Source organism: Klebsiella sp. K-Nf6 (assembly GCF_002806655.1).
GTDB lineage: Bacteria > Pseudomonadota > Gammaproteobacteria > Enterobacterales > Enterobacteriaceae > Klebsiella > Klebsiella variicola.
This window is the reverse complement of record NZ_PIBN01000008.1, coordinates 66,020-91,217: the sequence shown is the minus strand read 5'-3', so window position 1 is coordinate 91,217 and position 25,198 is coordinate 66,020. Positions and strand designations below refer to the sequence as shown.

At 56.8% G+C, this 25,198-nt stretch carries 21 protein-coding genes; 5 read left to right on the top strand and 16 right to left on the bottom strand.

Going from position 1 to position 25,198, the window contains the following annotated elements; translation table 11 throughout:
* The first annotated feature begins 12 nt into the window (after nucleotides 1–12).
* Entirely contained in the window at nucleotides 13–792 is a 780-nt protein-coding gene (elyC, locus tag CWM61_RS15100) for an envelope biogenesis factor ElyC (protein ID WP_100631480.1), read from the top strand.
* Here elyC and CWM61_RS15095 read toward each other — a convergent pair.
* From CWM61_RS15095 to CWM61_RS15035, 13 genes are all read right to left on the bottom strand, one after another.
* Nucleotides 769–1,662, bottom strand: coding sequence for a YcbJ family phosphotransferase (locus CWM61_RS15095; RefSeq protein ID WP_100631479.1), 894 nt, complete (start codon nucleotides 1,660–1,662; stop codon nucleotides 769–771). The genes elyC and CWM61_RS15095 overlap by 24 nt on opposite strands.
* Nucleotides 1,663–1,800: 138 nt before the next feature.
* Nucleotides 1,801–2,547 (bottom strand): 3-deoxy-manno-octulosonate cytidylyltransferase, encoded by a 747-nt coding sequence (gene kdsB / locus CWM61_RS15090; RefSeq protein ID WP_100631478.1) that lies wholly within the window; start codon nucleotides 2,545–2,547, stop codon nucleotides 1,801–1,803.
* The gene (gene ycaR / locus CWM61_RS15085) at nucleotides 2,544–2,726 is read right to left on the bottom strand and encodes a protein YcaR (protein WP_004201390.1); all 183 of its coding nucleotides are present in this window, start codon (nucleotides 2,724–2,726) and stop codon (nucleotides 2,544–2,546) included. Before ycaR ends, kdsB begins: the two co-directional genes overlap by 4 nt.
* Nucleotides 2,727–2,789: 63 nt before the next feature.
* Complete coding sequence (locus CWM61_RS15080) at nucleotides 2,790–4,019, bottom strand: winged helix-turn-helix domain-containing protein (protein ID WP_100631477.1); 1,230 nt, start codon at nucleotides 4,017–4,019, stop codon at nucleotides 2,790–2,792.
* Between the two features lie 54 nt (nucleotides 4,020–4,073).
* Nucleotides 4,074–5,054 carry a tetraacyldisaccharide 4'-kinase gene (gene lpxK, locus CWM61_RS15075; RefSeq protein WP_100631476.1) on the bottom strand — a complete coding sequence of 327 codons (981 nt, stop codon included), beginning with the start codon at nucleotides 5,052–5,054 and terminating at the stop codon, nucleotides 4,074–4,076.
* Complete coding sequence (msbA, locus tag CWM61_RS15070; protein ID WP_061155178.1) at nucleotides 5,051–6,799, bottom strand: lipid A ABC transporter ATP-binding protein/permease MsbA; 1,749 nt, start codon at nucleotides 6,797–6,799, stop codon at nucleotides 5,051–5,053. Before msbA ends, lpxK begins: the two co-directional genes overlap by 4 nt.
* A 36-nt stretch (nucleotides 6,800–6,835) precedes the next feature.
* Nucleotides 6,836–9,100, bottom strand: a complete 2,265-nt coding sequence (locus CWM61_RS15065) for a ComEC family protein (protein ID WP_100631475.1) — start codon at nucleotides 9,098–9,100, stop codon at nucleotides 6,836–6,838.
* A 205-nt stretch (nucleotides 9,101–9,305) separates the two neighbouring features.
* Complete coding sequence (gene ihfB, locus CWM61_RS15060; protein ID WP_004100704.1) at nucleotides 9,306–9,593, bottom strand: integration host factor subunit beta; 288 nt, start codon at nucleotides 9,591–9,593, stop codon at nucleotides 9,306–9,308.
* 151 nt (nucleotides 9,594–9,744) lie between these two features.
* A complete protein-coding gene (rpsA, locus tag CWM61_RS15055; protein ID WP_061155180.1) occupies nucleotides 9,745–11,418 on the bottom strand; it encodes a 30S ribosomal protein S1 in 1,674 nt (557 codons plus the stop codon).
* Nucleotides 11,419–11,551: 133 nt separating this feature from the next.
* Nucleotides 11,552–12,235 (bottom strand): (d)CMP kinase, encoded by a 684-nt coding sequence (gene cmk, locus CWM61_RS15050; protein ID WP_012542319.1) that lies wholly within the window; start codon nucleotides 12,233–12,235, stop codon nucleotides 11,552–11,554.
* Nucleotides 12,236–12,409: 174 nt separating this feature from the next.
* Nucleotides 12,410–13,693, bottom strand: a complete 1,284-nt coding sequence (gene aroA / locus CWM61_RS15045) for a 3-phosphoshikimate 1-carboxyvinyltransferase (RefSeq protein ID WP_100631474.1) — start codon at nucleotides 13,691–13,693, stop codon at nucleotides 12,410–12,412.
* A 73-nt stretch (nucleotides 13,694–13,766) separates the two neighbouring features.
* Nucleotides 13,767–14,855, bottom strand: a complete 1,089-nt coding sequence (serC, locus tag CWM61_RS15040) for a 3-phosphoserine/phosphohydroxythreonine transaminase (protein WP_100631473.1) — start codon at nucleotides 14,853–14,855, stop codon at nucleotides 13,767–13,769.
* Between the two features lie 188 nt (nucleotides 14,856–15,043).
* Complete coding sequence (locus CWM61_RS15035) at nucleotides 15,044–15,736, bottom strand: DUF421 domain-containing protein (RefSeq protein WP_061155183.1); 693 nt, start codon at nucleotides 15,734–15,736, stop codon at nucleotides 15,044–15,046.
* 116 nt (nucleotides 15,737–15,852) lie between these two features.
* Here CWM61_RS15035 and ycaO point away from each other — a divergent pair, with 116 nt between their 5' ends.
* The 4 genes from ycaO (at nucleotide 15,853) to pflA (ending at nucleotide 22,123) form a co-directional block, all read left to right on the top strand.
* Nucleotides 15,853–17,613 (top strand): 30S ribosomal protein S12 methylthiotransferase accessory factor YcaO, encoded by a 1,761-nt coding sequence (gene ycaO / locus CWM61_RS15030; protein ID WP_061156392.1) that lies wholly within the window; start codon nucleotides 15,853–15,855, stop codon nucleotides 17,611–17,613.
* A 385-nt stretch (nucleotides 17,614–17,998) separates the two neighbouring features.
* Nucleotides 17,999–18,856: a formate transporter FocA gene (gene focA, locus CWM61_RS15025; RefSeq protein ID WP_061155184.1), complete on the top strand. Its 858-nt coding sequence runs from the start codon at nucleotides 17,999–18,001 to the stop codon at nucleotides 18,854–18,856.
* Nucleotides 18,857–18,907: 51 nt separating this feature from the next.
* Nucleotides 18,908–21,190, top strand: coding sequence for a formate C-acetyltransferase (pflB, locus tag CWM61_RS15020; RefSeq protein ID WP_061155185.1), 2,283 nt, complete (start codon nucleotides 18,908–18,910; stop codon nucleotides 21,188–21,190).
* Nucleotides 21,191–21,382: 192 nt separating this feature from the next.
* Nucleotides 21,383–22,123, top strand: coding sequence for a pyruvate formate lyase 1-activating protein (pflA, locus tag CWM61_RS15015; protein ID WP_002898145.1), 741 nt, complete (start codon nucleotides 21,383–21,385; stop codon nucleotides 22,121–22,123).
* 167 nt (nucleotides 22,124–22,290) lie between these two features.
* Here pflA and CWM61_RS15010 read toward each other — a convergent pair whose 3' ends face one another.
* The 3 genes from CWM61_RS15010 to CWM61_RS14995 form a co-directional block, all read right to left on the bottom strand.
* Nucleotides 22,291–23,439: an MFS transporter gene (locus CWM61_RS15010; protein ID WP_061155186.1), complete on the bottom strand. Its 1,149-nt coding sequence runs from the start codon at nucleotides 23,437–23,439 to the stop codon at nucleotides 22,291–22,293.
* A gap of 274 nt (nucleotides 23,440–23,713) precedes the next feature.
* Nucleotides 23,714–24,577, bottom strand: coding sequence for a dimethyl sulfoxide reductase anchor subunit family protein (locus tag CWM61_RS15000; RefSeq protein WP_074386421.1), 864 nt, complete (start codon nucleotides 24,575–24,577; stop codon nucleotides 23,714–23,716).
* Nucleotide 24,578: 1 nt separating this feature from the next.
* Nucleotides 24,579–25,196 carry a DMSO/selenate family reductase complex B subunit gene (locus CWM61_RS14995; protein ID WP_100631472.1) on the bottom strand — a complete coding sequence of 206 codons (618 nt, stop codon included), beginning with the start codon at nucleotides 25,194–25,196 and terminating at the stop codon, nucleotides 24,579–24,581.
* Nucleotides 25,197–25,198 lie beyond the last annotated feature (2 nt).

Below are 25,198 nucleotides of genomic sequence, written 5' to 3'. Positions count from 1 at the left end.
GAACCATCTGGCATGCTTTTCACGCTAAAAAAGATCGTCGGCGGTCTGCTGTTGCCGCTTCCCGCCCTGCTGTTGCTGATCGGGATCGGGATCGCGCTGTTATGGTTCAGCCGCTTTCAACGTACCGGAAAGCTATGCGTGAGCCTCGGCTGGTTGCTGCTGGCGCTGCTGAGCCTGCAGCCCGTGGCCGACAGCCTGTTGAAACCGATTGAAGATAGCTACCCCACCTGGCGCGGCGAGCAGCCGGTGAGCTACGTGGTAGTGTTGGGCGGCGGCTATACCTGGAATCCAGAGTGGGCACCAAGCTCTAATCTTATCAATAACAGCCTGCCGCGCCTGACGGAGGGTATCCGCCTTTGGCATGAGCATCCCGGGTCGAAAATGATCTTCACCGGCGCGGCGGCAAAAACGAATCCCGTCAGCACGGCAGAAGCTGGGGCGAGAGTGGCCGAGAGCCTCGGCGTACCGCGCAGCGATATCATTGTGCTCGATCGACCGAAAGATACGGAAGAGGAAGCGCAGGCGGTGAAGCACGCCATCGGCGATGCCCCCTTCCTGCTGGTCACTTCGGCGTCACACCTGCCACGGGCGATGATTTTCTTTCGTCATGCCGGTCTGGATCCCCTGCCCGCGCCAGCAAATCAGTTAGCGGTGACCTCGCCGCTTAATCCGTGGGAGCGAGCCATCCCCTCCCCGGTATGGCTGATGCACAGCGACCGGGTCGGCTATGAAACCCTCGGTCGCGTCTGGCAATGGCTGAAAGGTAGCTCAGGCGAGCCAGGGCAGGAGTGATTTTTTTGCGAGGTCGAAACGGGTGCGATCAAAGCGCCCGGTATTGACCAGGCTATCCACCTCATCCCACAGCAGATAGAGCCAGCGCCGCCAGACAAAGGCCTCTGAAACCGGCGCCTGCTGCAGGTAGCGCCACAGCAGCTGCTCGGCCTGACCGCCTTCTGCAAGGCGGAACAGTTCATACTCGCGTGGCGCCCATAGCATCATCCCCGGCCCCACCATCGCCAGCAGCTGATCGCTGCGTGGGTCTTTCAGCATACTGCGCAGGGTAAAATTGCCGTGTACCAGCACGGCATTGTCATTGAAATCGCGGAACAGCTCCGGAAGGCACTCGCGGGAGCGAAACAAAATGCGCTTATCCTGCATCGTGAGACCGGTATCCTGATACAGGTTCAGAGTGCTCCATAGCATCTCTACCCGCTGGCGGTACCAGTTCGACCACAGATTGTCCTGGGTATTGTCGACCATCCCTACGCAACCGCCGCTGTCCTGACGATGCCAGGCGAGCAGCGCCTCGACGATTTGCTCCTGCAGTTGCTCCCAGCGGGCCGGCGTACGCGTGGGGGCCTCCACCGGAACACCGCGCAGGCGCTCAAGCAGCAGCACATCCGGCCCAGGATGCTCTTCATGCGTCATCACGCCGTAAACCACCGGCATGCGCACTGTACCACTGCGCGCGAGAGTGGAGATCTTCCATGCCAGTTGCCGCGCCACACCGGGCGTGGTGAAACTGCGCGCCAGCAGCGGCATCGGGTTTCCCTGCGCATCATACAGGGACCACAGCGCCGTAGCGGCTTTTTCACTGATACACTCCACCCGGCTCAACTTTTCGCCAAGCAGGTGACTGAGTTCGGTTCGCAACTGTTCCATTGTCGATTACCCCTATGAACACTACTGGTTTCATAATGAGCGCCCGCACCAGGGTTGTCATCGAATAAGATCAAAAAGGGGCAAAAAAAGCGAAAAACCGGCGGGGATATCCCCCCCCTGTAAGGAGGGGACAGGGGGTTAACGCAGCTCAGCGCGGACGCGCTCCAGATCTTCCGGGGTATCGACGCCGGTGCCTGGTACTTCTGCTGCTACGGCAACATGGATTTTCTCGCCATACCACAGGACCCGCAGCTGCTCGAGCATTTCAATCTGCTCCAGCGGGCTCGGCGCCCAGCTGACATAGCGGCGAATAAAGCCGGCGCGGTAGCCATAAATGCCGATATGACGCAGCAGGGAATCACCGATAGCGTCCCGGGAGTGGGCAAAGCGATCGCGATCCCACGGAATGGTGGCGCGTGAAAAATAGAGCGCATAGCCCTGGGCATCCATCACCACTTTGACCGCATTCGGATTAAACGCCTCTTCCGCGTCGTGGATCGGCACCGCCAGCGTCGCCATTCCGCAGGCGCTGGACGCCAGATTTTCGGCCACCTGGCGGACGATTGCCGGGGGGATCATCGGCTCATCGCCCTGAATATTGACGATGATAGTGTCATCGCTGAATGCGCACTTCTCCACCACTTCCGCCAGCCGTTCGGTGCCGGACTGGTGATCGGCGCGGGTCATGCACACTTCACCACCCGCCGCTTCAACGGCGCTGGCCACGTCCGGATGATCGGTGGCGACAATGATCCGATCCGCCCCGGACTCGCGCGCGCGCTCCAGCACATGAACAATCATCGGCTTGCCATTAATGTCCTGCAGTGGTTTTCCCGGCAGGCGCGTGGAGGCGAAACGCGCAGGAATAATAACCACGAAACTCATGAGTGACTCTCTTCTACCGCCAGCGGACGCGCCTCTGTCTCCAGCAGCACAGGGATACCATCGCGCAGCGGAAACGCCAGACTATCAAGTTTGCAAATAAGTTCTTGCTTATCCTGACTGTAATACAGCTTACCGTTACAGACCGGGCAGGCGATGATTTCAAGTAAACGGTGATCCATGTTTCCTCCTGATGGACCGGATAGATTTCTCAGCAGCATATCACAGGAAGGTCGGCGCCGGGATCAATCGGCGTCGATTTCCCACCCCTGCTCATGACCGACAAACAGCCCTTCCGGCAGGCGCCGGCACAAGATCCGTTCCGCCGATTGCCAGCGCGCGAAGTCATTAATCGCCCGGCGCAGCCCCTGCTCAAGGCCACGGGTGATCTTCACCCCCTCCTCCAGCCACAGAGAGAAGATTTCCAGTTCCTGGCTTTTGCGATGTATTTTACTGTCCATCCGCCCGACCAGCTTGCCCTGGTGCAGCAGGGGTAGTACGAAGTAGCCATACTGCCGCTTCGGTGCCGGGGTATAGCACTCCAGGCGATAGCTGAAGTTGAAGAGTTGCTCAGCGCGTTTCCGATCCCAGACCACTGGGTCAAAAGGAGAAAGCACGGCGCTATGGCTGGCGATCAGCTTACCGCCAGGCGCTGACTCAAGCTGCGCCAGCGCGTCGCGATGCAACCACATCTCGCCGAGTGCTTCCACGTTAACCGGCACCACCAGGCCCTCTTCCTGCCAGGCAGCCAGCAGACCCGGTAGCGACGGCTGGCGCAAGCGATAGTAATCAGCCAGCCACTGGGGGCGAAAGATACCGAGGCTGCGGGCGCTGTTGCGCAGCATAATGGCTTCAGCCGCGTCGCGGGAAAGCGCGTCACGTTCGTCGTCCCAGTCAGGCATCACCCGCTGGGTTAAATCATACACGCGGTGAAAATTGCGCCGTTCCACCACCATCACTTCGCCGGCGGTAAACAGCCCTTCCAGATGGCGTTTATGCGGTTTCCATTCCCACCAGCCGCTGGCGCCTTTGCGTGGGTGGGAAAAATCCGCCGAGCGGACCGGGCCATTTTGCCCGATGTGCGCCAGCAGCTCTGCAATACTCCCGGCATGCTCGTGCATCCACGCTCGATGATATTTCCAGCCCATATTGTCGGGATTCAACATGCGATGGCGCACCAGGGCGAAATCGCTGCGCGGCAGAAAGCAGGCTTCATGCGCCCAGTATTCCATCAGCTCGCCGCTGCGCAACGACTCATCCAGCCAGTGTTGCGGATAGCTGCCGAGGCGGCTGAACAGCACCAGGTAGGGACTACGGGCCACCACGTTGATGGTATCGATTTGCAGCAGCGACATCTGCTGGATGGTGGAAAGGATGTCATTCTGGCGAGCGCGACGCCGGGGCTTTTTTAACAACCTCTGCGCCGCGAGATGGAGGTGGCGCGCCTCGTTAAGCGAAAATTGCAATACCGACATGCAGGTTCTCCGTCAGGAATTCCAGCACAGCGGCGAGCAAAGCCGGCGCGATGGTTAACGTTGCGCCAACGTCGCCAGGTCCGCAAGCAACCGCTGTGCACGTTCATCGGCCATTATGGCGTCGACCGGTAAATACCACCAGTTCGCGGCGGCGAAATCGCGACATTTCACGGCATCTTTCTCGGTCATCAGCAGCGTCTGATCGGCGGTCGCCAGGGCGGCGACATCGGACTGGCTCAACGCCTGATGGTCCGCCAGTGCCACGGTTTTGACCGGCTGGATACCGCAGCTTTCGAGGGTGGCGAAAAAGCGCGGCGGATGGCCGATGCCGGCCATCGCCACCACGTTCGTGAAGGTGGAGACATCGCGACGTTCGCCGGTGAGCAGGTTAACCGCCCTTCCGGGACGCAGTTGCATCGGGATCTCCCCCGGACGCGCCACACCGCCGTTAACGATAACCGCGTCAACGCTTTGCAAGCGCGAGGCCCGCTCGCGCATCGGCCCGGCAGGCAACCACCAGCCGTTGCCAAAGCGACGCACACCGTCGATGACGACAATTTCTCTGTCCCGCGCGAGCTTATAGTGCTGCAACCCGTCGTCGGTCACGATAATCTGCAGATCGTGCGCGCTGAGCAGCGCTTTCACCGCGTCGCTGCGCAGCGGAGAAACCGCCACCGGCGCGCCAGTGCGCTGATGAATTAACACCGGCTCATCACCCGCCTGCGCCGTACTGGTCCGGTCAGTTAATACCAGCGGGTAGCGGTCGGCTTTACCGCCGTAGCCGCGAGAGACCACCCCCACGCGAATACCGCGCTGCTGCAGTTGCTCCACCAGCCAGATCACCACCGGGGTTTTACCATTGCCGCCGGCCGTGAGATTACCGACCACCACCACCGGCACCGGCGCGCGCCAGGCTTTTTTCCACCCCAGCTGATAGCTGAGGCGAATCACCGCGCTCACCAGGCCATACAGCCAGGAGAGCGGCAGCAGCAGGCGCCACAGCGGCGATTCCCCGGACCAGATGCGCGCGATCATTCGCCGAATTGCATCTTATGCAGCTGGGCGTACACGCCTTTATGCTCCAGCAGATCGTGGTGAGTTCCGCGCTCCACAATCCGCCCGTCTTCAACCACCACGATTTCATCAGCCTGTTCAATGGTCGACAGACGGTGGGCGATAACCAGCGAGGTGCGGTTCTTTTGCAGCTCATCCAGCGCCGCCTGAATGGCACGCTCGGACTCGGTATCCAACGCCGAGGTAGCTTCATCAAGGATCAGGATCGGGCTGTTACGCAGCAGCGCACGGGCGATAGCAATACGCTGGCGCTGACCACCGGACAGCATTACGCCATTCTCGCCGATGATCGTATCCAGACCATTGTCCATCTTGTTGATGAAATCCATGGCGTAGGCCATTCGCGCGGCCTCTTCAATCTGCTCGCGGCTGTACTCTTCGGTACGCGCATAGGCAATGTTGTTGGCGACGGTATCGTTGAACAGATGCACGTTCTGTGACACCAGCGCCACCTGATCGCGCAGCGAGCTCAGCTTGTACTCGCGCAGGTCGTGACCATCCAGCAGGATCTGGCCGTCGTCAACATCGTAGAAGCGGGTGATCAGGCTGGCGATGGTCGATTTACCCGACCCGGAGCGCCCCACCAGCGCGACCGTTTTCCCTTCCGGGATATCGAGATTGATATTGCGCAGCGCGGCCACTTCGCGCCCCGGATAGGTGAATGTGACGTTTTCAAACTTGAGATTGCCTTTCGCCCGCTCAATGACCCGCGTACCTTCGTCTTTCTCCTGCTCGGAATCGAGGATCGCAAACAGCGTCTGGCACGCGGCCATCCCACGCTGGAACTGGGCATTGACGTTGGTCAGCGACTTCAGCGGGCGCATCAGCGCAATCATCGAGGAGAAGACCACGGTAATGGTCCCGGCGGTCAGGGTATCCATCACGCTCGGGAAGCTGGCGGCATACAGGACAAAGGCCAGCGCCAGCGATGCGATAAGCTGAATGATCGGGTCAGAGATAGACGAGGCTGACACCATCTTCATCCCCTGCAGGCGCATTTTATTGCTGACCTTATCAAAACGTTTGGTTTCCACTTCCTGGCCACCAAACATCAGCACTTCTTTGTGACCCTTCAGCATCTGCTCGGCGCTGGTGGTGACCTGCCCCATTGTGTTCTGCATATTCTTACTGATATTGCGAAAACGCTTGGAGACCACGCGGATCGCCACCGACACAATCGGCGCCAGTACGATCAGGATCAGCGACAGCTGCCAGCTGTAATAGAACATCATCACGAACAGGCCGATAATGGATGCCCCTTCGCGGACCACGGTGATCAAGGCACTGGAAGAGGATGAGGCGACCTGCTCAGAATCATAGGTAATGCGTGACAGCAGCGTCCCGGTAGACTGCTTGTCAAAGAAGGACACCGGCATGCCCATCATGTGGCCGAACAGGCGACGACGCATGGTCATCACGACTTTGCCGGAAACCCAGGAAATACAATAGCTCGAGATGTAGCTGGTGATCCCACGCAGCACCATCAGCCCGATAACCACCAGCGGCATCCATAGCAGCACTGAGCGATCCGTTTTACCAAAACCATCATCCAATAACGGTTTAAGAAGCGATAACATGAAGGTGTCACTGCCCGCGTTAAGCACTAACGCCACCGCCGCGACGATTAGCCCGGTTTTAAACGGCGCGATAATCGGCCAAAGTCGGCGGAAGGTCTGCCACGTGGAGAGATCTTTATCGTTCTGCATTCAATAAACCAGCTTGTGTTGAAATAGCCGCATATTCTACCCGTTATCGGCGGGCGCGCCAAACCACTGATGATACCAACGAGGTAAAACTTGATCCCGTAAGCTGTGGATTTGCCACCCTTCTGCGGAAAAAACCACCGTTATCTGTCCCTGCTGCGGCGTGGCTAACCAGCGATACCCCTGCTGGCGGTAGCGCTGAACCACCTTGTGCGAAGGCATCCGCCATGCATTGTAGCGCGAAGCAGAAGCCAGCGCGGCCGCGCCATCTACCCGGCGGACCAGCAGCTCGCTGGACGAGGTGTTGCTACCGTGGTGCGGAACCTGGATAAGTGTAGACGTCAGATGCTGCCAGTAACGGCTGATCATCGCCTGCTCTGCCTGACGTTCTATATCGCCGGTGAGCAGGATGCTGGAGCGACCATCATCCACCTTCACCACGCAGGAGTGATTATTACCCTTTGCCGTGCTGCCCGGCAGCGGCCACAGGGCCTGGAAATTGAGTCCCTGCCATTGCCAGCGCTCGCCGCGATGACACGGCAGATGACGCGCCCAGCGTAAAGGGCTGCGCACCCACGCCTGCGGCCATGCCTGCAGCACTGAATCAAGGCCGCCGCGATGATCGAGATGTTCGTGGCTTAGCACAATGCCCTGCAGCTGCAGATGATGCCAGCGCAGCCACGGGATAATCACCTGCTGACCGCTGTCGCCCTGCGGCCATGCAGGCCCGGTATCATACAGGAGCGCCTTGCCGTGACGCTCGATCACCATCGCCAGCCCCTGCCCGACATCCAGCATCGTCACCCGCCATTCGTCTGCGGGAATTTGCCTCCAGAAGGGCCGCATCAGCAAAAGCAGTACACTCAGACACAGGGCCGGGAAATGCCGCCAGCTCTGAAAACGCCAGCCCATCACCAGCAGCCACGGCAGGCTACTGAACCAGAGCCAGCGGGCGTCAAGAGGCAGCCAGCCGTCCGGTAAATGTCGTAATCCCCAGAACAGCAGCGCCAGCACGCGATCGGCCGCCAGCCAGAGCAGCGACTCCACCATCCCCGGACCCGTGAGATGCAGCAGCATCGCGCCGAGAATAAGCGGCACCGCCAGCAGGGTCACCAGGGGTACCGCCAGCAAATTGGCGGCCATGGACGTCAGGCTAACTCCATGGAAAAGCAGGAGCTGGAGCGGCGCCAGCAGCAGCGTCACGCCAGCCTGCAAATGAACGAGGGCGAACAGTGCTTTCCACGGCCAGCGCCAGCGGCCGACAGGAAGCGGTACCCACTGAAACCAGAAGATCAGCCCCGCCACGGCGAAGGCGGATAGCCACAAGCTTTGCGACAGCACCGCCAGCGGGTCGGCAACGAGTATCGCCCCCAGACAGCAGAGCCACACCTGCCACGCCGTCCAGCGCTGCCCCGACAAGCGTAAGGCGCAGCACACGCCCAACCCTACGCAAGTCCGCAGCGCCGGCGGCTGCATGCCGGTCAGCCAGCCGTAACCGACGGCGCCGGCCAGCCCGGCCAGCAGCGGCAACCGCCAGCCGATCCAGCGGCCCGGGAGAATATACTGCACGCCGCGCAGCATGAGCACGATAAGGGAAGCTGCGAGGGCAATATGGAGACCGGAGATGGCCATCAGATGAGAGGTGCCCGTGTTCTGCATCAGGACTTTAATCGCCGTCGGCAGGGCCAGCCGCTCCCCCATCCCCAGTCCCAGCATCACCGGATGCCAGGGATAAGTCTGCAGCCGTCGGGTCAGCGACGCCAGATAGCGGGCGCGCAGGCTGCAGCGGGGATCCAGCGCGGAAGCTGCGACAATTCCCCCGCTCAGCGGCCGGTGCTGCGCCAGCGCATAACGCTGGCTGTCGAAGCCCCCATCATTGAGCTGCCCGTGTACCGGGCGCAGGCGCAGCGTCATCAGCCAGTGCTGACCCGCACAGGCGGGTGCAGGTGCAAGTTCACCGTACAGCGTCACGCCAACCGGGGGAAACAGGTAGCGACCCGCCAGCCGCACAATCTGACCACGGTGCTGAGCCTGGCCATCCGTCTCGCTGAGGATCACTTCCGCCTGCCGGGTGGCGCCGGAGAGGTGCTGCGCAGGCCACAGCGCCTGATGTCCGCTCAATACTCCCCAGACCATCAGCAGAAGCGTCATCGCCACACAAGCCATGGCTGTTCCATGCAGGCGGGTCAACAGCAACGCCATGAAGCACGCGCCTGCCAAAATACGCGGACCCGGCAAGGCGGGTAACCAGAGTAGCGGCAGCATACCGATGATGGCGCATCCGGCAAGCCATGGTAGACGCATAAACACCTCCCTGTGAGCAGGCAGTGTTACGCAAAGCAACGGGGGCGTCCTGCCGCCGAGTTCAGGCTTGCGCAGCGCGTTCCAGACATTCACATCTGTTGCAGTCAGGCACAGTTTTTTTGCGAAGGAGGAGGTAAATCGCGGGCACAAAAAAAGCACCCGAAGGTGCTTTTTTTATCGTCAGGCAGGTTGCACGTCGTGCAACTTACTCTTCATAAATATTGGCGCGGTCACGTAATTCTTTCCCGGGCTTAAAGTGCGGAACGTACTTACCTTCCAGTTCGACTTTATCACCAGTTTTCGGGTTACGTCCGGTGCGAGGTGCTCGATAGTGCAGAGAGAAGCTGCCGAAACCGCGGATTTCAATGCGCTCACCTTGAGCAAGCGTTGAGGCCATATGTTCCAGCATTTCTTTAACAGCATCTTCCACCGCTTTCGCCGGAATGTGAGATTGCTGGCTGGCAAGTCTTTCAATCAATTCTGACTTGGTCATTATTCCTCCGGTTTCCTTCAAGGCAAAAATTAGCTAACAGCTTAAACAAGGGCGGCCGTAGCCGCCCTTTGTGCTTGATTACAGGACGAATCCTGCAATCTGTCAAGTAAACTCGTCACTATTCAGGTTGTTATTACCTGAATGACAAAGATTACTCGCCTTTCGCTGCTTTGAACGCTTCAGCCATGGCGTTGTTGGAGAAGTTCGCGTCTTCCTGCTTGTTCACGGTAGCGATAGCGTCTTTTTCATCCGCTTCGTCTTTCGCACGTACAGACAGGCTCACTACGCGGTTCTTACGATCCACGCCGGTGAATTTCGCTTCAACTTCGTCGCCAACGCTCAGAACCAGAGTTGCGTCTTCAACGCGGTCACGGGATGCTTCAGAAGCACGCAGGTAACCTTCTACGCCGTCAGCCAGTTCTACGGTTGCGCCTTTAGCGTCAACTGCAGTCACTTTACCAACAACGATAGCGCCTTTCTTGTTCAGAGCAACGTAGTTGTTGAACGGATCTTCCGCGAGCTGTTTCACGCCCAGGGAGATACGCTCACGCTCTGCGTCAACCTGCAGAACAACTGCTGCGATTTCGTCGCCTTTCTTGTATTCACGAACTGCTTCTTCGCCTGCAACGTTCCAGGAGATGTCAGACAGGTGAACCAGGCCGTCGATGCCGCCGTCCAGGCCGATGAAGATACCGAAGTCAGTGATAGACTTGATTTTACCTTCAACACGGTCGCCCTTGTTGTGGGTTTCCGCGAACTGCTGCCATGGGTTAGATTTGCACTGCTTCAGACCCAGGGAGATACGACGACGCTCTTCGTCGATATCCAGAACCATCACTTCCACTACGTCGCCAACGTTAACAACTTTGGACGGGTGGATGTTTTTGTTGGTCCAATCCATTTCGGAAACGTGAACCAGGCCTTCAACGCCTTCTTCGATTTCAACGAAGCAGCCGTAGTCGGTCAGGTTGGTCACGCGACCGGTAAGTTTGGTACCTTCCGGATAACGTTTAGCGATAGCTACCCACGGATCTTCGCCCAGCTGTTTCAGGCCCAGGGATACACGGGTACGCTCGCGGTCGAACTTCAGCACTTTAACAGTGATTTCGTCGCCAACGTTTACGATTTCGCTCGGATGCTTAACGCGTTTCCAGGCCATATCGGTGATGTGCAGCAGGCCGTCAACGCCGCCCAGATCAACGAATGCACCGTAGTCAGTGAGGTTCTTAACGATACCTTTGACTTCCATGCCTTCCTGCAGGTTTTCCAGCAGCTGATCGCGCTCTGCGCTGTTTTCGGATTCGATAACGGCACGACGAGAAACAACAACGTTGTTACGCTTCTGGTCCAGCTTGATGACTTTGAACTCAAGCTCTTTGCCTTCCAGGTGCAGCGTGTCGCGCACCGGACGAACGTCTACCAGGGAACCCGGCAGGAACGCACGAATACCGTTCAGCTCAACAGTGAAGCCACCTTTAACTTTGCCGTTGATAACACCGGTAACAGTTTCAGCGTCTTCGTAAGCTTTTTCCAGCGTGATCCAAGCTTCGTGACGTTTAGCTTTCTCACGGGACAGCAGAGTTTCACCGAAGCCGTCTTCTACTGCATCCAGAGCAACGTCAACTTCGTCACCAACCTGGATTTCCAGCTCGCCCTGGGCGTTTTTGAACTGCTCAGCCGGGATGGCGGACTCAGATTTCAGACCGGCGTCAACCAGTACTACGTCTTTGTCGATAGCAACAACAACACCACGAACGATGGAACCCGGGCGGGTTTCGATTTCTTTTAAGGATTCTTCAAACAGTTGAGCAAAAGATTCAGTCATGTTTAATCTTCAGGTTAATATTAACGTCCACCTGGCTCCGTGCCGGATGGGGTTGTTTCACATACCCGCTGACCATCCATTGCCGCGGGGTACTGCTATAATTCGGAGGCTTCGGCGCGTTACCGGCTAAGGCTTACGCAACGGCCAATTTTTCGCGCGCATATTGTAGCGCTTTTTCAATCACTTGCTCAATGTTTAGTTCTGTTGAATCGAGAACTAATGCATCGGCAGCCGGGACAAGCGGCGCCACGGCACGATTTCTGTCGCGATCGTCACGCTCTTTTATCTCGGACAAAAGACGTTCAAAGTTAACATCAAAGCCCTTTTCCTGCAACTGCCGCATACGGCGATGCGCCCGTTCATCGGCAGAGGCATCAAGGAAAATTTTGACCGGTGCGTCCGGGAAAACCACCGTGCCCATATCGCGCCCGTCGGCGATGAGCCCGGGCAGTTCACGGAAAGCACGCTGGCGGCGCAGCAGCGCTTCGCGAACGCGTGGGAAAGCGGCCACTTTCGAGGCGGCATTGGCGACCTCCTGAGTGCGAATTTCGCCGCTGACATCTTCCCCTTCCAGCACCACTTCCAGGGTGCCGTCAGTAGAAATAAAGCGCACGTCAAGATGGGCCGCCAGGGGCACCAGCGCCTCTTCGGACTCTACGTCAACATGATGATGCAGCGCCGCCAGCGCCAGAACGCGGTAGATCGCGCCTGAATCTAACAGATGCCAGCCCAGCGCTTCCGCCATTGCCTTGCACAACGTACCTTTACCCGCACCGCCAGGCCCATCAATGGTGATTACCGGAATATTCGCCGTCATCTTTTTCTCCTTCAGCAAGGCGCATGGAATATAAACGCCGCGCATTATACGCATCAATACGCCGGAAAGTGAGCATTGCTTGTAAATTACGGACTACAGGAAATGAAAAGCAGAAGTTTTGCGCAATTATAGCGGGCTGACAGGACATCAGCCCGCGGGATGACAAAGTTTTACTCAGGCGAGGGTACTGATCCGCGCCAATTGCTCAAAATAGTCCGGGAACGTTTTGGCCGTACATTTGGGATCAAGGATGGTCACCGGCGTATCAGACAGCGCCACCAGCGAGAAGCACATCGCCATCCGGTGGTCGTTATAGGTGCCGATTTCAGCATACTTCAACTTCGCCGGCGGGGTGATGCGAATATAATCTTCCCCCTCTTCCACCTCGGCGCCCACTTTACGCAACTCGGTCGCCATGGCGAACAGACGGTCCGTCTCTTTGACACGCCAGTTGTAGATATTACGCAGCGTAGTGGTCCCTTGCGCGAACAGCGCGGCGGTGGCGATGGTCATCGCCGCGTCCGGGATATGGTTCATATCCATATCGATAGCCTTGAGCTCGCCGTGGGTGCAGGCGATGAAATCGTCGCCCCAGGTCACGGTGGCGCCCATTTTTTCCAGTACGTCGGCGAAACGAATATCGCCCTGTACGCTGCCGCGGCCGATACCGGTGACTTTTACCGTGCCGCCCTTAATGGCGCCAGCGGCGAGGAAATACGAGGCCGAGGAAGCATCGCCTTCCACCAGGTAATCCCCTGGTGACTGATACTGTTGCTTGCCGCGCACCACAAAACGCTGATAAGACTGATTGTCCACCTCAACGCCGAAGGTTTTCATCAGGTGCAGTGTAATGTCGATGTAGGGTTTCGACACCAGATCGCCCTTAATGGCGATCACGGTATCCTGCGGTGCCAGCGGCGCGGTCATCAGCAGCGCGGTCAGGAACTGACTGGAGACGCTGCCGTCAACCTCGACATTGCCCCCCTGAAAACCGCCGCGCAGGCGCAGCGGTGGATAATTTTCCTGCTCAAGATAGTCGATCTGAGCTCCGCCCTGACGCAGGGCATCCACCAGATGGCCGATCGGGCGCTCTTTCATCCGCGGCTCGCCGGTCAGCATAATATCGTTGCTGCCAAGGCACAGGGCCGCAGCCAGTGGGCGCATCGCGGTACCGGCGTTGCCGAGGAACAGTTCCAGCGCCGCAGTAGAGCGCAGCGGACCACCGTTGCCAGTCACTTCGCAGCGGGTGCGGTCAGCAGACAGGGTGTAATGAACTCCCAGCGCACTCAGGGCATTCAGCATATGGCGCACATCGTCGCTGTCCAGCAGGTTGGTCAGCACCGTCGTGCCGCGGGCCAGGGCGGCCAGCAGCAGCGCGCGGTTGGAGACGCTTTTCGAACCTGGCAGGTTCACGGTGCCCTCTACGCGAGCGATGGGTTGTAACGTCAGGGATTCCATCAAACTTCACTCTCAAACAAACAGAATAAAAACCCCGCAGACTGGCCGCGGGGAGGAAGAAAGAAACAGGCGATTAACCGTGGCGGCGTTCGAAGTCCAGCATAAAGTCGGTTAACGCCTTCACGCCGTCCAGCGGCATCGCGTTGTAGATGGAGGCACGCATGCCGCCCACCACGCGGTGGCCCTTCAGCGCGTGCAACCCGGCGGCAAACGACTCTTCGAGGAACAGTTTGTCCAGCGCGCTGTCCGCCAGCTGGAACGGCACGTTCATGCGTGAACGGTTGGCTTGCGCCACATCGTTACGGTAGAACCCGCTGTTATCGATCACGCCATACAGCAGTTCGGCTTTCTGCTGGTTGATTTTATCCATCGCAGCGACGCCGCCCTGCTGTTTCAGCCACTTAAACACCAGACCAGCCAGATACCAGGCGAACGTCGGCGGCGTGTTAAACATTGAGTCGTTCTCGCTTAACACGGTGTAGTCGAGGATCGACGGACAGGCCACGCTGGCTTTACCCAGCAGATCTTCACGCACGATAACCAGCGTCAGCCCTGCCGGGCCAATATTTTTCTGCGCGCCGGCATAAATCACGCCGTAGCGGTTGACGTCAATTTCACGGGACAGAATGGTGGAGGAGAAATCGGCCGCGACGATGACGTCGTCGCCAAAGTTCGGCGTATCATCAATCGCGATACCGTCAATGGTTTCGTTCGGGCAGTAATGCAGATAGGCAGCGCCCGGCGTCAGCTGCCACTCGCTCATCGGCGTAACAGCCCGCTTGCCATCGACGGTGATTTTCGCGTCGATAACGTTCGGCGTGCAGTATTTCTTCGCCTCTTTGACCGCGCTGGCTGCCCAGTAGCCGGCGTCCACATAGTCAGCGACGTTTTTATCGCCGAGGATGTTCAGCGGGATCCCCGCGAACTGGCCGCGGCCGCCGCCGTGGCAGAACAAAACTTTATAGTTGGAAGGGATATTCAGCAGGGAGCGGAAGTCCTGTTCTGCCTCTTCTGCCACCTGGATAAACTCCTTACCACGGTGACTGATCTCCATGACCGACGTACCCAGACCGTGCCAGTCGCACAGTTCTTGCTGAGCCAGTTTGAGTACTTCCGCCGGCAGCATTGCCGGGCCCGAACTAAAGTTATAGACCTGAGCCATTTCCCCTCACCACGTTGCTATGTTGTTTTGCCCGCGAACCGCCGCGGGCATAAGTTATTCCTGTGGCTATCGGTTTTATCATTCAGTGACACGGTCCGCAATGGCTAAAACTCGCCAACGGTAAAACGCGGCCTCCGTCACACAACAGAATCTATCGGCTTGACGTAATAAAACCGACATATTTGCTGTCAGGTGAGCCGTTTCGCCCGGCTGGCCTTCGACCATTCTGCATTTGCGCAGCGCGGACATATTCGCTTTTCTCCCGCCTGCATCGCCATTACGATGCTGCAGCGTACGCAGGCATAGATCCCCTCCTGCGGAATGGTGGTGTAACGCGCGGTACAGTGTGTTGGCAGGATAGACAACCCCGCTCTGACCTCTTCATCGGGATAATAAAACACGCTGATCTGCCCGTTGGTTTCGAGGATCGCCAGCCGGACCTGGCCAAGCTGCTCGACGCTGTTGACCCGCAGCTCCATGAAAAATTCGAATTCGGTCATGTTTTCCGCATGCAGCTTCTCCCACGCCAGCTGCCCCTCCTCGACCACCACAATAGGTTTGCCTTCCAGCAGATCCTCCAGCTTTTCGCTGTGCCCCATCAGCCACATGATACCGCGATACAACAGCGCCAGGGTGATGAAGACCACCAGCACCGGCAGTAGCGGTACATCGTCATAAAACGCCACGTCCCCTGCCGCCGAGCCGAGGGTCAGAATTATCAGCACCTCAAATAGTGACATCTGCCGCACGCCGCGCCGTCCGGTGATTTTGAGGAAAATAAAGACCAGAACGAAGGTGTAGAGGCAACGCAGCGCCACCTCGGCAAGAAACTCCACCGGCACTTTATCGAGCGCCATCCGCTGCCAGTCAAAGGCTTTCATCTATCATCTCCCTGTGGGTCATAAGTTGCCTCTAAGCATAGCCAGATGATGGAGATAGCACCTGTCAGATAAAAGCCGTATCATTGCGCGCTTTCCGTACGACAAAAGTGATCGCCATGACCCAAACGTTTATTCCCGGCAAAGATGCCGCCCTGGAAGATTCCATCGCTCGCTTCCAGCAGAAATTGCTCGACCTCGGATTTGATATCGAAGAGGCCTCGTGGCTGAACCCGGTGCCGCACGTGTGGTCCGTTCACATTCGCGATAAAGAATGCGCGCTGTGCTTTACCAATGGTAAAGGCGCCACCAAAAAGGCAGCCCTGGCCTCCGCGCTGGGCGAATATTTCGAGCGTCTGTCCACCAACTATTTCTTCGCCGACTTCTGGTTAGGCGACACCATCGCTAACGGCCCATTTGTTCATTACCCGAACGAAAAATGGTTCCCACTGACCGAAGACGATGAAGTACCGGAAGGTCTGCTGGATGCCCGCCTGCGCGCGTTCTACGATCCTGACGATCAACTGACCGCCGGTATGCTGGTGGATCTGCAGTCGGGGAACGATGAGCGCGGCGTGTGCGGCCTGCCCTTTACCCGCCAGTCCGACGGCGAAACCGTCTATATTCCGATGAATATCGTTGGTAACTTGTACGTATCCAACGGTATGTCAGCGGGTAACACCCCGAATGAAGCGCGCGTGCAGGGTTTGTCCGAAGTCTTTGAGCGTCACATCAAAAACCGCATCATCGCAGAGAGCATCAGCCTGCCGGAGATCCCGGCGGAAGTCATGGCGCGCTATCCTGGCGTCGTGGAGTCGATCGCTAAACTTGAAGCCGAAGGTTTCCCGATTTTTGCCTACGATGGATCACTGGGCGGCAAATACCCGGTTATCTGCGTCGTGCTGTTTAACCCGGCTAACGGCACCTGCTTCGCCTCCTTTGGCGCCCACCCGGACTTCGGCGTGGCGCTGGAGCGTACCGTCACAGAACTGCTGCAGGGCCGCAGCCTGAAAGACCTCGACGTCTTTACACCGCCGACCTTTGATGACGAAGAAGTCGCCGAGCACGCTAACCTCGAAACCCACTTCATCGACTCCAGCGGTCTGATCTCCTGGGATATGTTCAAGCAGGATGCCGACTATCCGTTCGTTGACTGGAGTTTCTCCGGTACCACCGAAGAAGAGTTCGCCACCCTGATGGCCATCTTCAAGGCCGAAGATAAAGAAGTGTACATTGCCGACTACGAGCATCTGGGCGTTTACGCCTGCCGTATCATCGTTCCGGGAATGTCGGATATTTATCCGGCAGAAGACCTGTGGCTGGCAAACAACAGCATGGGCGCCCATCTGCGGGACACCATTCTGTCTCTGCCGGGCAGCGAGTGGGAAAAAGAAGATTATCTGGCGCTCATCGAACAAATGGATGACGAAGGCCTGGATGATTTCACCCGCGTTCGCGAACTGCTGGGCCTTGCCACCGGGAAAGACAACGGCTGGTATACCCTGCGCATCGGCGAGCTGAAAGCGATGCTGGCCCTGGCTGGCGGCGATCTGGAACAGGCGCTGATCTGGACCGAATGGACCATGGAATTCAATGCCTCTATCTTCAGCCCTGAGCGCGCAAACTACTATCGTTGCCTGCAGACCCTGCTGCTGCTGAGCCAGGAAGAGGATCGTCAGCCGCTACAGTATCTGAACGCCTTCCTCCGTATGTACGGCACTGATGCGGTCGAGGCCGCCAGCGCTGCGCTGAGCGGGGAAGCCCCGTTCTATGGCCTTCAGGCTGTCGACAGCGATCTGCAAGCCTTCCCGGCTCATCAGTCGCTGCTGAAAGCGTATGAAAAGCTGCAGCGGGCGAAAGCGGCATTCTGGGCAAAATAAGCCCTCATTGCGCCAACATGCTTGCCAACAACGGAGCCCGATGCGGCTCCGTTATTTAAACCTGGCGAGGTATCCACTATAGTTTGTAGTTGCAAAGTTAATTAATAGTAAATATCGAACTTATATCATTTACCAATTGTTAATTTTAAATAAAATACTCCATTTTAATTAACTCAAAAACTGGGGCGAAAACGAAAAAATTCAACATAAGTTATAAATTTTAAAATTTATTTTCCATAAAAAATTCAAATAGTTAAACATCAAATAGACAAAAACCACACACTAAAAAGGCATATAGTTCCGGTGAGATATGATCTATATCAATTTCCCTTCTATAATGCTTTGTTAGTATCTCACCGCCAACTTATATAAAGAGAGAGTTAGTGTGAAAGCTGACAACCCTTTTGATCTTTTGCTCCCTGCCGCGATGGCGAAAGTCGCCGAAGAAGCAGGTGTCTATAAAGCAACGAAGCATCCGATGAAGACCTTTTATCTGGCGATCACCGCTGGCGTTTTCATCTCCATCGCTTTCGTATTCTATATCACCGCGACCACCGGCACTGCCGCGATGCCTTTTGGGATTGCCAAGCTTATCGGTGGGGTCTGTTTTTCCCTGGGTCTGATTCTGTGCATCATCTGCGGCGCTGACCTCTTTACCTCTACCGTATTGATCGTGGTGGCGAAAGCCAGCGGTCGAATTACATGGGGGCAACTGGCAAAAAACTGGCTCAACGTCTATTTTGGTAACCTGGTGGGCGCACTGCTGTTTGTGCTGCTGATGTGGTTATCAGGCGAATATATGACTGCCAACGGCGGTTGGGGGCTAAACGTCCTGCAGACCGCTGACCACAAAATGCACCATACTTTTGTGGAGGCCGTGAGCCTGGGTATCCTCGCTAACCTGATGGTTTGTCTCGCCGTATGGATGAGCTATTCCGGTCGTAGCCTGATGGATAAAGCGATGATCATGGTCCTGCCGGTAGCGATGTTCGTTGCCAGCGGCTTTGAGCACAGCATCGCCAACATGTTTATGATCCCAATGGGTATCGTAATCCGCAATTTTGCGAGCCCGGAATTCTGGACCGCGGTCGGTTCAACTCCGGAAAGTTTCTCACACTTGACCGTTATGAACTTCATCACTGATAACCTGATTCCGGTGACTATTGGGAACATTATCGGCGGAGGTCTGCTGGTCGGGTTGACATACTGGGTCATTTACCTGCGTGGCAACGACCATCACTAAGGGTTGTTTCAGGCAGTAAATAAAAAATCCACTTAAGAAGGTAGGTGTTACATGTCCGAGCTTAATGAAAAGTTAGCCACAGCCTGGGAAGGTTTTGCGAAAGGTGACTGGCAGAATGAAGTCAACGTCCGTGACTTCATTCAGAAAAACTACACCCCATATGAAGGCGACGAATCCTTCCTGGCTGGCGCAACTGAAGCGACCACCAAGCTGTGGGACAGCGTAATGGAAGGTGTAAAACAGGAAAACCGCACTCACGCGCCTGTTGATTTTGACACTGCCCTGGCTTCCACCATCACCTCTCACGACGCAGGCTATATCGAGAAAGGTCTGGAAAAAATTGTTGGTCTGCAGACCGAAGCGCCGCTGAAACGTGCAATCATCCCGTTCGGTGGTATCAAAATGGTTGAAGGTTCCTGCAAAGCGTACAATCGCGAGCTGGACCCGATGCTGAAAAAAATCTTCACCGAGTACCGTAAAACCCACAACCAGGGCGTATTTGATGTTTACACCAAAGACATCCTGAACTGCCGTAAATCCGGCGTGCTGACCGGTTTGCCGGATGCTTATGGCCGTGGCCGTATCATCGGTGACTATCGTCGCGTTGCGCTGTACGGTATCGACTTCCTGATGAAAGACAAATACGCTCAGTTCCAGTCTCTGCAAGCGAAACTGGAAAGCGGCGAAGATCTGGAAGCAACTATCCGTCTGCGTGAAGAAATCGCTGAACAGCATCGCGCTCTGGGTCAGATCAAAGAAATGGCAGCGAAATACGGCTGCGATATCTCTGCTCCGGCAAAAACTGCTCAGGAAGCAATCCAGTGGACCTACTTCGGTTACCTGGCTGCCGTGAAATCTCAGAACGGCGCGGCAATGTCCTTCGGTCGTACCTCCAGCTTCCTGGATATCTACATCGAACGTGACCTGAAAGCGGGTAAAATCACCGAGCAAGACGCGCAGGAAATGGTTGACCACCTGGTCATGAAACTGCGTATGGTTCGCTTCCTGCGTACCCCGGAATATGATGAACTGTTCTCCGGTGACCCGATTTGGGCAACGGAATCCATCGGTGGTATGGGCGTTGACGGTCGTACCCTGGTGACCAAAAACAGCTTCCGCTTCCTGAACACCCTGTACACCATGGGGCCGTCTCCGGAGCCGAACATCACTATCCTGTGGTCTGAAAAACTGCCGCTGAGCTTCAAGAAATTCGCTGCTAAAGTGTCTATCGATACCTCTTCTCTGCAGTACGAGAACGATGACCTGATGCGTCCGGACTTCAACAACGACGACTACGCTATCGCATGCTGCGTAAGCCCGATGGTTGTTGGTAAGCAAATGCAGTTCTTCGGCGCTCGTGCCAACCTCGCGAAAACCATGCTGTACGCTATCAACGGCGGCGTGGATGAAAAACTGAAAATGCAGGTGGGTCCGAAATCTGAACCGATCAAAGGCGACGTCCTGAAATTCGACGAAGTCATGGATCGCATGGATCACTTCATGGACTGGCTGGCTAAACAGTACGTCACCGCGCTGAACATCATCCACTACATGCACGACAAGTACAGCTACGAAGCCTCTCTGATGGCGCTGCACGACCGTGACGTTATCCGCACCATGGCGTGTGGTATCGCTGGTCTGTCCGTTGCTGCTGACTCCCTGTCTGCTATCAAATATGCGAAAGTTAAACCGATTCGTGACGAAGACGGTCTGGCTATCGACTTCGAAATCGAAGGCGAATACCCGCAGTTTGGTAACAACGATGCTCGCGTCGATGATATGGCCGTTGACCTGGTTGAACGTTTCATGAAGAAAATTCAGAAACTGCACACCTACCGCAACGCTATCCCGACTCAGTCTGTTCTGACCATCACCTCTAACGTGGTATATGGTAAGAAAACCGGTAACACCCCAGACGGTCGTCGCGCTGGCGCGCCGTTCGGACCAGGTGCTAACCCGATGCACGGTCGTGACCAGAAAGGTGCTGTTGCCTCTCTGACCTCCGTAGCTAAACTGCCGTTTGCTTACGCGAAAGATGGTATATCTTACACCTTCTCTATCGTGCCGAACGCACTGGGTAAAGATGACGAAGTTCGTAAGACCAACCTGGCGGGCCTGATGGATGGTTACTTCCATCACGAAGCGTCCATCGAAGGTGGTCAGCACCTGAACGTGAACGTCATGAACCGCGAAATGCTGCTCGACGCGATGGAAAACCCGGAAAAATATCCGCAGCTGACCATCCGCGTATCTGGCTACGCCGTACGTTTTAACTCCCTGACGAAAGAACAGCAGCAGGATGTTATTACCCGTACCTTCACTCAGACCATGTAATTCCCAGTCTGACTGAAAAAGCGTACAATAAAGGCCCCACGTCAGTGGGGCCTTTTTAACAAGTGCTTCCCCGCCCCAGCCTGCTTTGCCAGTTATCTATACTTTGGGTACCTGTCAAAACAGACTCGACACAGCCGCTGAGCTGTGCACCAACACGGCCCCGGATGGGCCACATCTGGAGAAAACACCGCAATGTCAGTTATTGGTCGCATCCACTCCTTTGAATCCTGTGGCACCGTTGATGGCCCGGGCATCCGCTTTATTACCTTTTTCCAGGGCTGCCTGATGCGCTGCCTGTACTGCCATAACCGTGACACCTGGGATACCCACGGCGGCAAAGAAATCACTGTTGAAGAGTTAATGAAAGAGGTAGTGACCTATCGTCACTTTATGAATGCCTCAGGCGGCGGCGTCACGGCGTCGGGCGGCGAAGCGATCCTGCAGGCGGAGTTTGTTCGCGACTGGTTCCGCGCCTGTAAGAAGGAAGGTATTCATACCTGCCTCGATACCAACGGCTTTGTCCGTCGCTACGATCCGGTTATCGACGAACTGCTGGAGGTGACTGACCTGGTCATGCTGGATCTCAAACAGATGAACGATGAAATTCACCAGAACCTGGTCGGCGTGTCCAACCACCGCACCCTCGAGTTTGCCCAGTACCTGGCGAAAAAGAATATCAATGTCTGGATCCGCTATGTGGTGGTTCCGGGTTGGTCAGACGATGATGACTCCGCACACCGCCTGGGCGAATTTACCCGCGATATGGGCAACGTCGAGAAAATTGAGCTGCTGCCCTACCATGAGCTGGGCAAACACAAATGGGTAGCGATGGGTGAAGAATACAAACTGGACGGTGTCCACCCGCCGAAGAAAGAGACCATGGAGCGGGTGAAAGGCATTCTTGAGCAGTATGGTCACAAGGTGATGTACTAATAGCCTCATCAGGGTCGGTGGTGCGCTTACGCCGGCCCGAAGCGACACGGGAAATCGTTCCAGCCCCGCCGTTGATCCTCATGAAAAGCGCAATGCCGTCTCTCTGCAGTGGAAAACACGATCGATTGAAGCAGATGACGCGCAGCCTTCGCTGCACGTCACAATGGTTATGCGTGCGCCACCGGCGTCGGATGATGCCCGGCTTTACGCAGCAGGGTCAGCAGATAGATAAACGACACGCTGGCGATCATGATAAACAGCAAGTTGTCTGAGAAGTTCTGCATCAGCATCGCCGTCAGGGTCGGGCCCAGCAGGCTGCCGATGGTATAGCTCATCAGCAGCGCCTGATTCATCGCCACCAGCTGATGGTGCTCCACTTTTTCACAGGCCCAGGCCATTGCCACCGGATACAGCGTGAAACCGGATGCCCCAAGCACAAACAGCGCCGGGGCCATTGCCGCCTGACTCAGCATCGCCAGACAGCCGATGATCACCACAAAGACCTGCACCCGCAGCACCAGCAGGCGGCCATAACGATCAGCCAGGCGCCCTACCGGCCACTGCCCCAGGATGCCCGCGCTAACCATCACCGCCATCCAGAAACCAATGCCGGAGTCGCTGACGCCCTGATGGTTCAGCCATAGCGGCATCAGGCCGTACAGCGAGCCGAGGACAATCCCCGAGATAATGCAGCCATTGACACCGTGGCGCGCCTGGCGCAGCTTCAGCATCGGCCAGATACGTACTGTTTCATGCGGCTCTTCAGCCTGTCCCATAATACGGGTAAACAGCAGCGGCAGGATCGCCGCCAGCGCCAGCCCTGTCACCCACGGCAGGACGCTCATTAAATCGGTGGGTAATTTACTGACCATCAGCTGGCCCAGTACGGTACCGACATAATAGACCATCATGTACGCCGCCAGCAGACGGCCGCGGCTGCGGGAAGTCCCGCTGCAGACCAGCGCGCTTTCCACCACCACCCAAATCATCGCGCAGCCTACGCCGGCGATAAAACGCCAGCTCAGCCACGTCCAGAAGCCAACGGTGATCCCCAGCCCTACGCAGCCGACGGCGAAAATTAACGACGCGAGATAATAGCTGCGGTTAAACCCAAGGCGCTTAATCACCCAACCGGCCAGCAGCGTACCGGCCAGGTTGCCGGTAAAATAAGATGACCCCACCATGCCGACCTGCCAGGTTGGCATATTTTCATGGGCGAGCCAGAGCGGGACGAGCGTATTCAGCACCGCTATCGCCAGGGTCAGTAAAAGCAGGCCACAGAGCAGCATTTGCACTGGCCGGGTATAGATGGTCATGGGTAAAAACCGTGAGGAATGTTCAGATCGCGAGCGCATCATGCCACCGCTAAAAACAATGTCAATCCACCTGAAATCAGGCGTGACGCGGTTTTGCAGGCTACGATAGAAGTTTTTTATCCACAGAATGGGTAAAGGTGAGGCAACAGATAATACGCTGTTGTTTTTCTTAATTTATTAATAAATGTCGATGTTAATTTCAGTTGAAAAATTTCATCTATCGACAGCACGTTTTCATCATGCCGGCGGTCGCACGCCGGCATGATGACGCGGATTAACTGGCGACGGCCATTCCCACGGTCATATGCAGACCATAGAATACGCCGCGGCCAATCATCTCTCCCGCCAGCACCAGAACAAACGCCAGGCTGAGCAGAGAGACCGCCGGCTTGCGGCCGCGGATCTGCGGCACACACCAGCAGGCCAGGGCCAGCGCCAGCAGCACCACCCGCCAGGCCATAAGCACCCCGTAATCCGGCACCAGGGCCGAGGCCTGCTGGATTGAACTGCGGATAGTAGTGAGTTCACTCCCCTGCATCAGGATCACGACAATACTCACCAGCAGTGCCAGCAAAGAGACCACCGGCAGCAGGCGCAGCGCCCAACCGTCAACGCCTGCCACGCGCAGCAACAGATATCCCAGCAGCGGACCACCGATAAACAGCGTCAGAAAGAAGCTCAGCGGTGTCCAGACGGTATACCAGGTCGGCACCGTGTCGATGGTGTTGTACACCCGCACCATCATCCAGACGAAGATCACGCCCAACACCATGGTGACTATCAGCCACAGGCTACGCAGGCTGGCAGGCAGCTTTTTGCACACGGCCAGCAGCCAGCCAATTCCGCCGACGGCGAAGAAGATCGCCCCGCTGGCTATCTCATTACTCAGCGACGAGGTCCCCACGCGATTCAGCGAATTAAAGGCCCGTAGCGGTGAGCCAAGGTGCATCGTCGAGGCAATAAAACCGATCCCCATCAATACCCACAGGCCAAACATGCTCCCCACCACGCGCCGCTCCTGCTCACGGGAGAGATTGCCCGTCATCAACGCCAGCGCCATGACGATAAACCCGCCTGCGACGCACTGGCCGAAGACCGTAAAGATCATCAGCGGCCATTCATGCCATCCGTTTCCCATCTCACACCTCCTTCGGGTTCGCCAGATAACCGGTGGTATCGCCACACGGCCGGGCATTGGCGTTAGGTTTGATAACGATACTCGGACTGGTAAAGTGCGCCGACGGCAGCGGGGCCACCGCGGCCAGCTGGCCGTGCTTAGCGCGCAGTTCGGCAATCGGCCCGAAATCGAGCGCCCGCAGCGGGCAGGACTCGACGCAGATCGGCTTTTTCCCCTCGGCGACGCGCTCGTGACAGCCGTCGCACTTGGTCATATGGCCTTTGTCGGCGTTGTACTGCGGGGCGCCGTACGGACAGGCCATATGGCAGTAGCGGCAGCCAATGCACACCTCTTCGTTGACCACGACAAAACCGTCTTCACGCTTGTGCATTGCCCCGCTCGGGCAGACCTTGGTGCAGGCCGGATCCTCGCAGTGGTTACAGGCGATGGAGAGGTAGTAGGCGAACACGTTCTGCTGCCAGACGCCGTTGTCCTCCTGCCAGTCGCCGCCGGCATACTCATAGATGCGGCGGAAGCTGACCTCCGGGGTCAGGTTCTTGTAATCCTTACAGGCCAGTTCGCAGGTCTTGCAACCGGTGCAACGGGCGGAATCAATAAAAAATCCATACTGAGTTGTCATCG

Excerpts from the sequence above, each read along its gene's own strand:
- elyC (WP_100631480.1), top strand. The coding sequence starts at position 13 with ATGCTTTTCACGCTAAAAAAGATCGTCGGCGGTCTGCTGTTGCCGCTT.
- CWM61_RS15095 (WP_100631479.1), bottom strand. The coding sequence starts at position 1,662 with ATGGAACAGTTGCGAACCGAACTCAGTCACCTGCTTGGCGAAAAGTTG.
- kdsB (WP_100631478.1), bottom strand. The coding sequence starts at position 2,547 with ATGAGTTTCGTGGTTATTATTCCTGCGCGTTTCGCCTCCACGCGCCTG.
- ycaR (WP_004201390.1), bottom strand. The coding sequence starts at position 2,726 with ATGGATCACCGTTTACTTGAAATCATCGCCTGCCCGGTCTGTAACGGT.
- CWM61_RS15080 (WP_100631477.1), bottom strand. The coding sequence starts at position 4,019 with ATGTCGGTATTGCAATTTTCGCTTAACGAGGCGCGCCACCTCCATCTC.
- lpxK (WP_100631476.1), bottom strand. The coding sequence starts at position 5,054 with ATGATCGCGCGCATCTGGTCCGGGGAATCGCCGCTGTGGCGCCTGCTG.
- msbA (WP_061155178.1), bottom strand. The coding sequence starts at position 6,799 with ATGCAGAACGATAAAGATCTCTCCACGTGGCAGACCTTCCGCCGACTT.
- CWM61_RS15065 (WP_100631475.1), bottom strand. The coding sequence starts at position 9,100 with ATGCGTCTACCATGGCTTGCCGGATGCGCCATCATCGGTATGCTGCCG.
- ihfB (WP_004100704.1), bottom strand. The coding sequence starts at position 9,593 with ATGACCAAGTCAGAATTGATTGAAAGACTTGCCAGCCAGCAATCTCAC.
- rpsA (WP_061155180.1), bottom strand. The coding sequence starts at position 11,418 with ATGACTGAATCTTTTGCTCAACTGTTTGAAGAATCCTTAAAAGAAATC.
- cmk (WP_012542319.1), bottom strand. The coding sequence starts at position 12,235 with ATGACGGCGAATATTCCGGTAATCACCATTGATGGGCCTGGCGGTGCG.
- aroA (WP_100631474.1), bottom strand. The coding sequence starts at position 13,693 with ATGGAATCCCTGACGTTACAACCCATCGCTCGCGTAGAGGGCACCGTG.
- serC (WP_100631473.1), bottom strand. The coding sequence starts at position 14,855 with ATGGCTCAGGTCTATAACTTTAGTTCGGGCCCGGCAATGCTGCCGGCG.
- CWM61_RS15035 (WP_061155183.1), bottom strand. The coding sequence starts at position 15,736 with ATGAAAGCCTTTGACTGGCAGCGGATGGCGCTCGATAAAGTGCCGGTG.
- ycaO (WP_061156392.1), top strand. The coding sequence starts at position 15,853 with ATGACCCAAACGTTTATTCCCGGCAAAGATGCCGCCCTGGAAGATTCC.
- pflB (WP_061155185.1), top strand. The coding sequence starts at position 18,908 with ATGTCCGAGCTTAATGAAAAGTTAGCCACAGCCTGGGAAGGTTTTGCG.
- pflA (WP_002898145.1), top strand. The coding sequence starts at position 21,383 with ATGTCAGTTATTGGTCGCATCCACTCCTTTGAATCCTGTGGCACCGTT.
- CWM61_RS15010 (WP_061155186.1), bottom strand. The coding sequence starts at position 23,439 with ATGACCATCTATACCCGGCCAGTGCAAATGCTGCTCTGTGGCCTGCTT.
- CWM61_RS15000 (WP_074386421.1), bottom strand. The coding sequence starts at position 24,577 with ATGGGAAACGGATGGCATGAATGGCCGCTGATGATCTTTACGGTCTTC.
- CWM61_RS14995 (WP_100631472.1), bottom strand. The coding sequence starts at position 25,196 with ATGACAACTCAGTATGGATTTTTTATTGATTCCGCCCGTTGCACCGGT.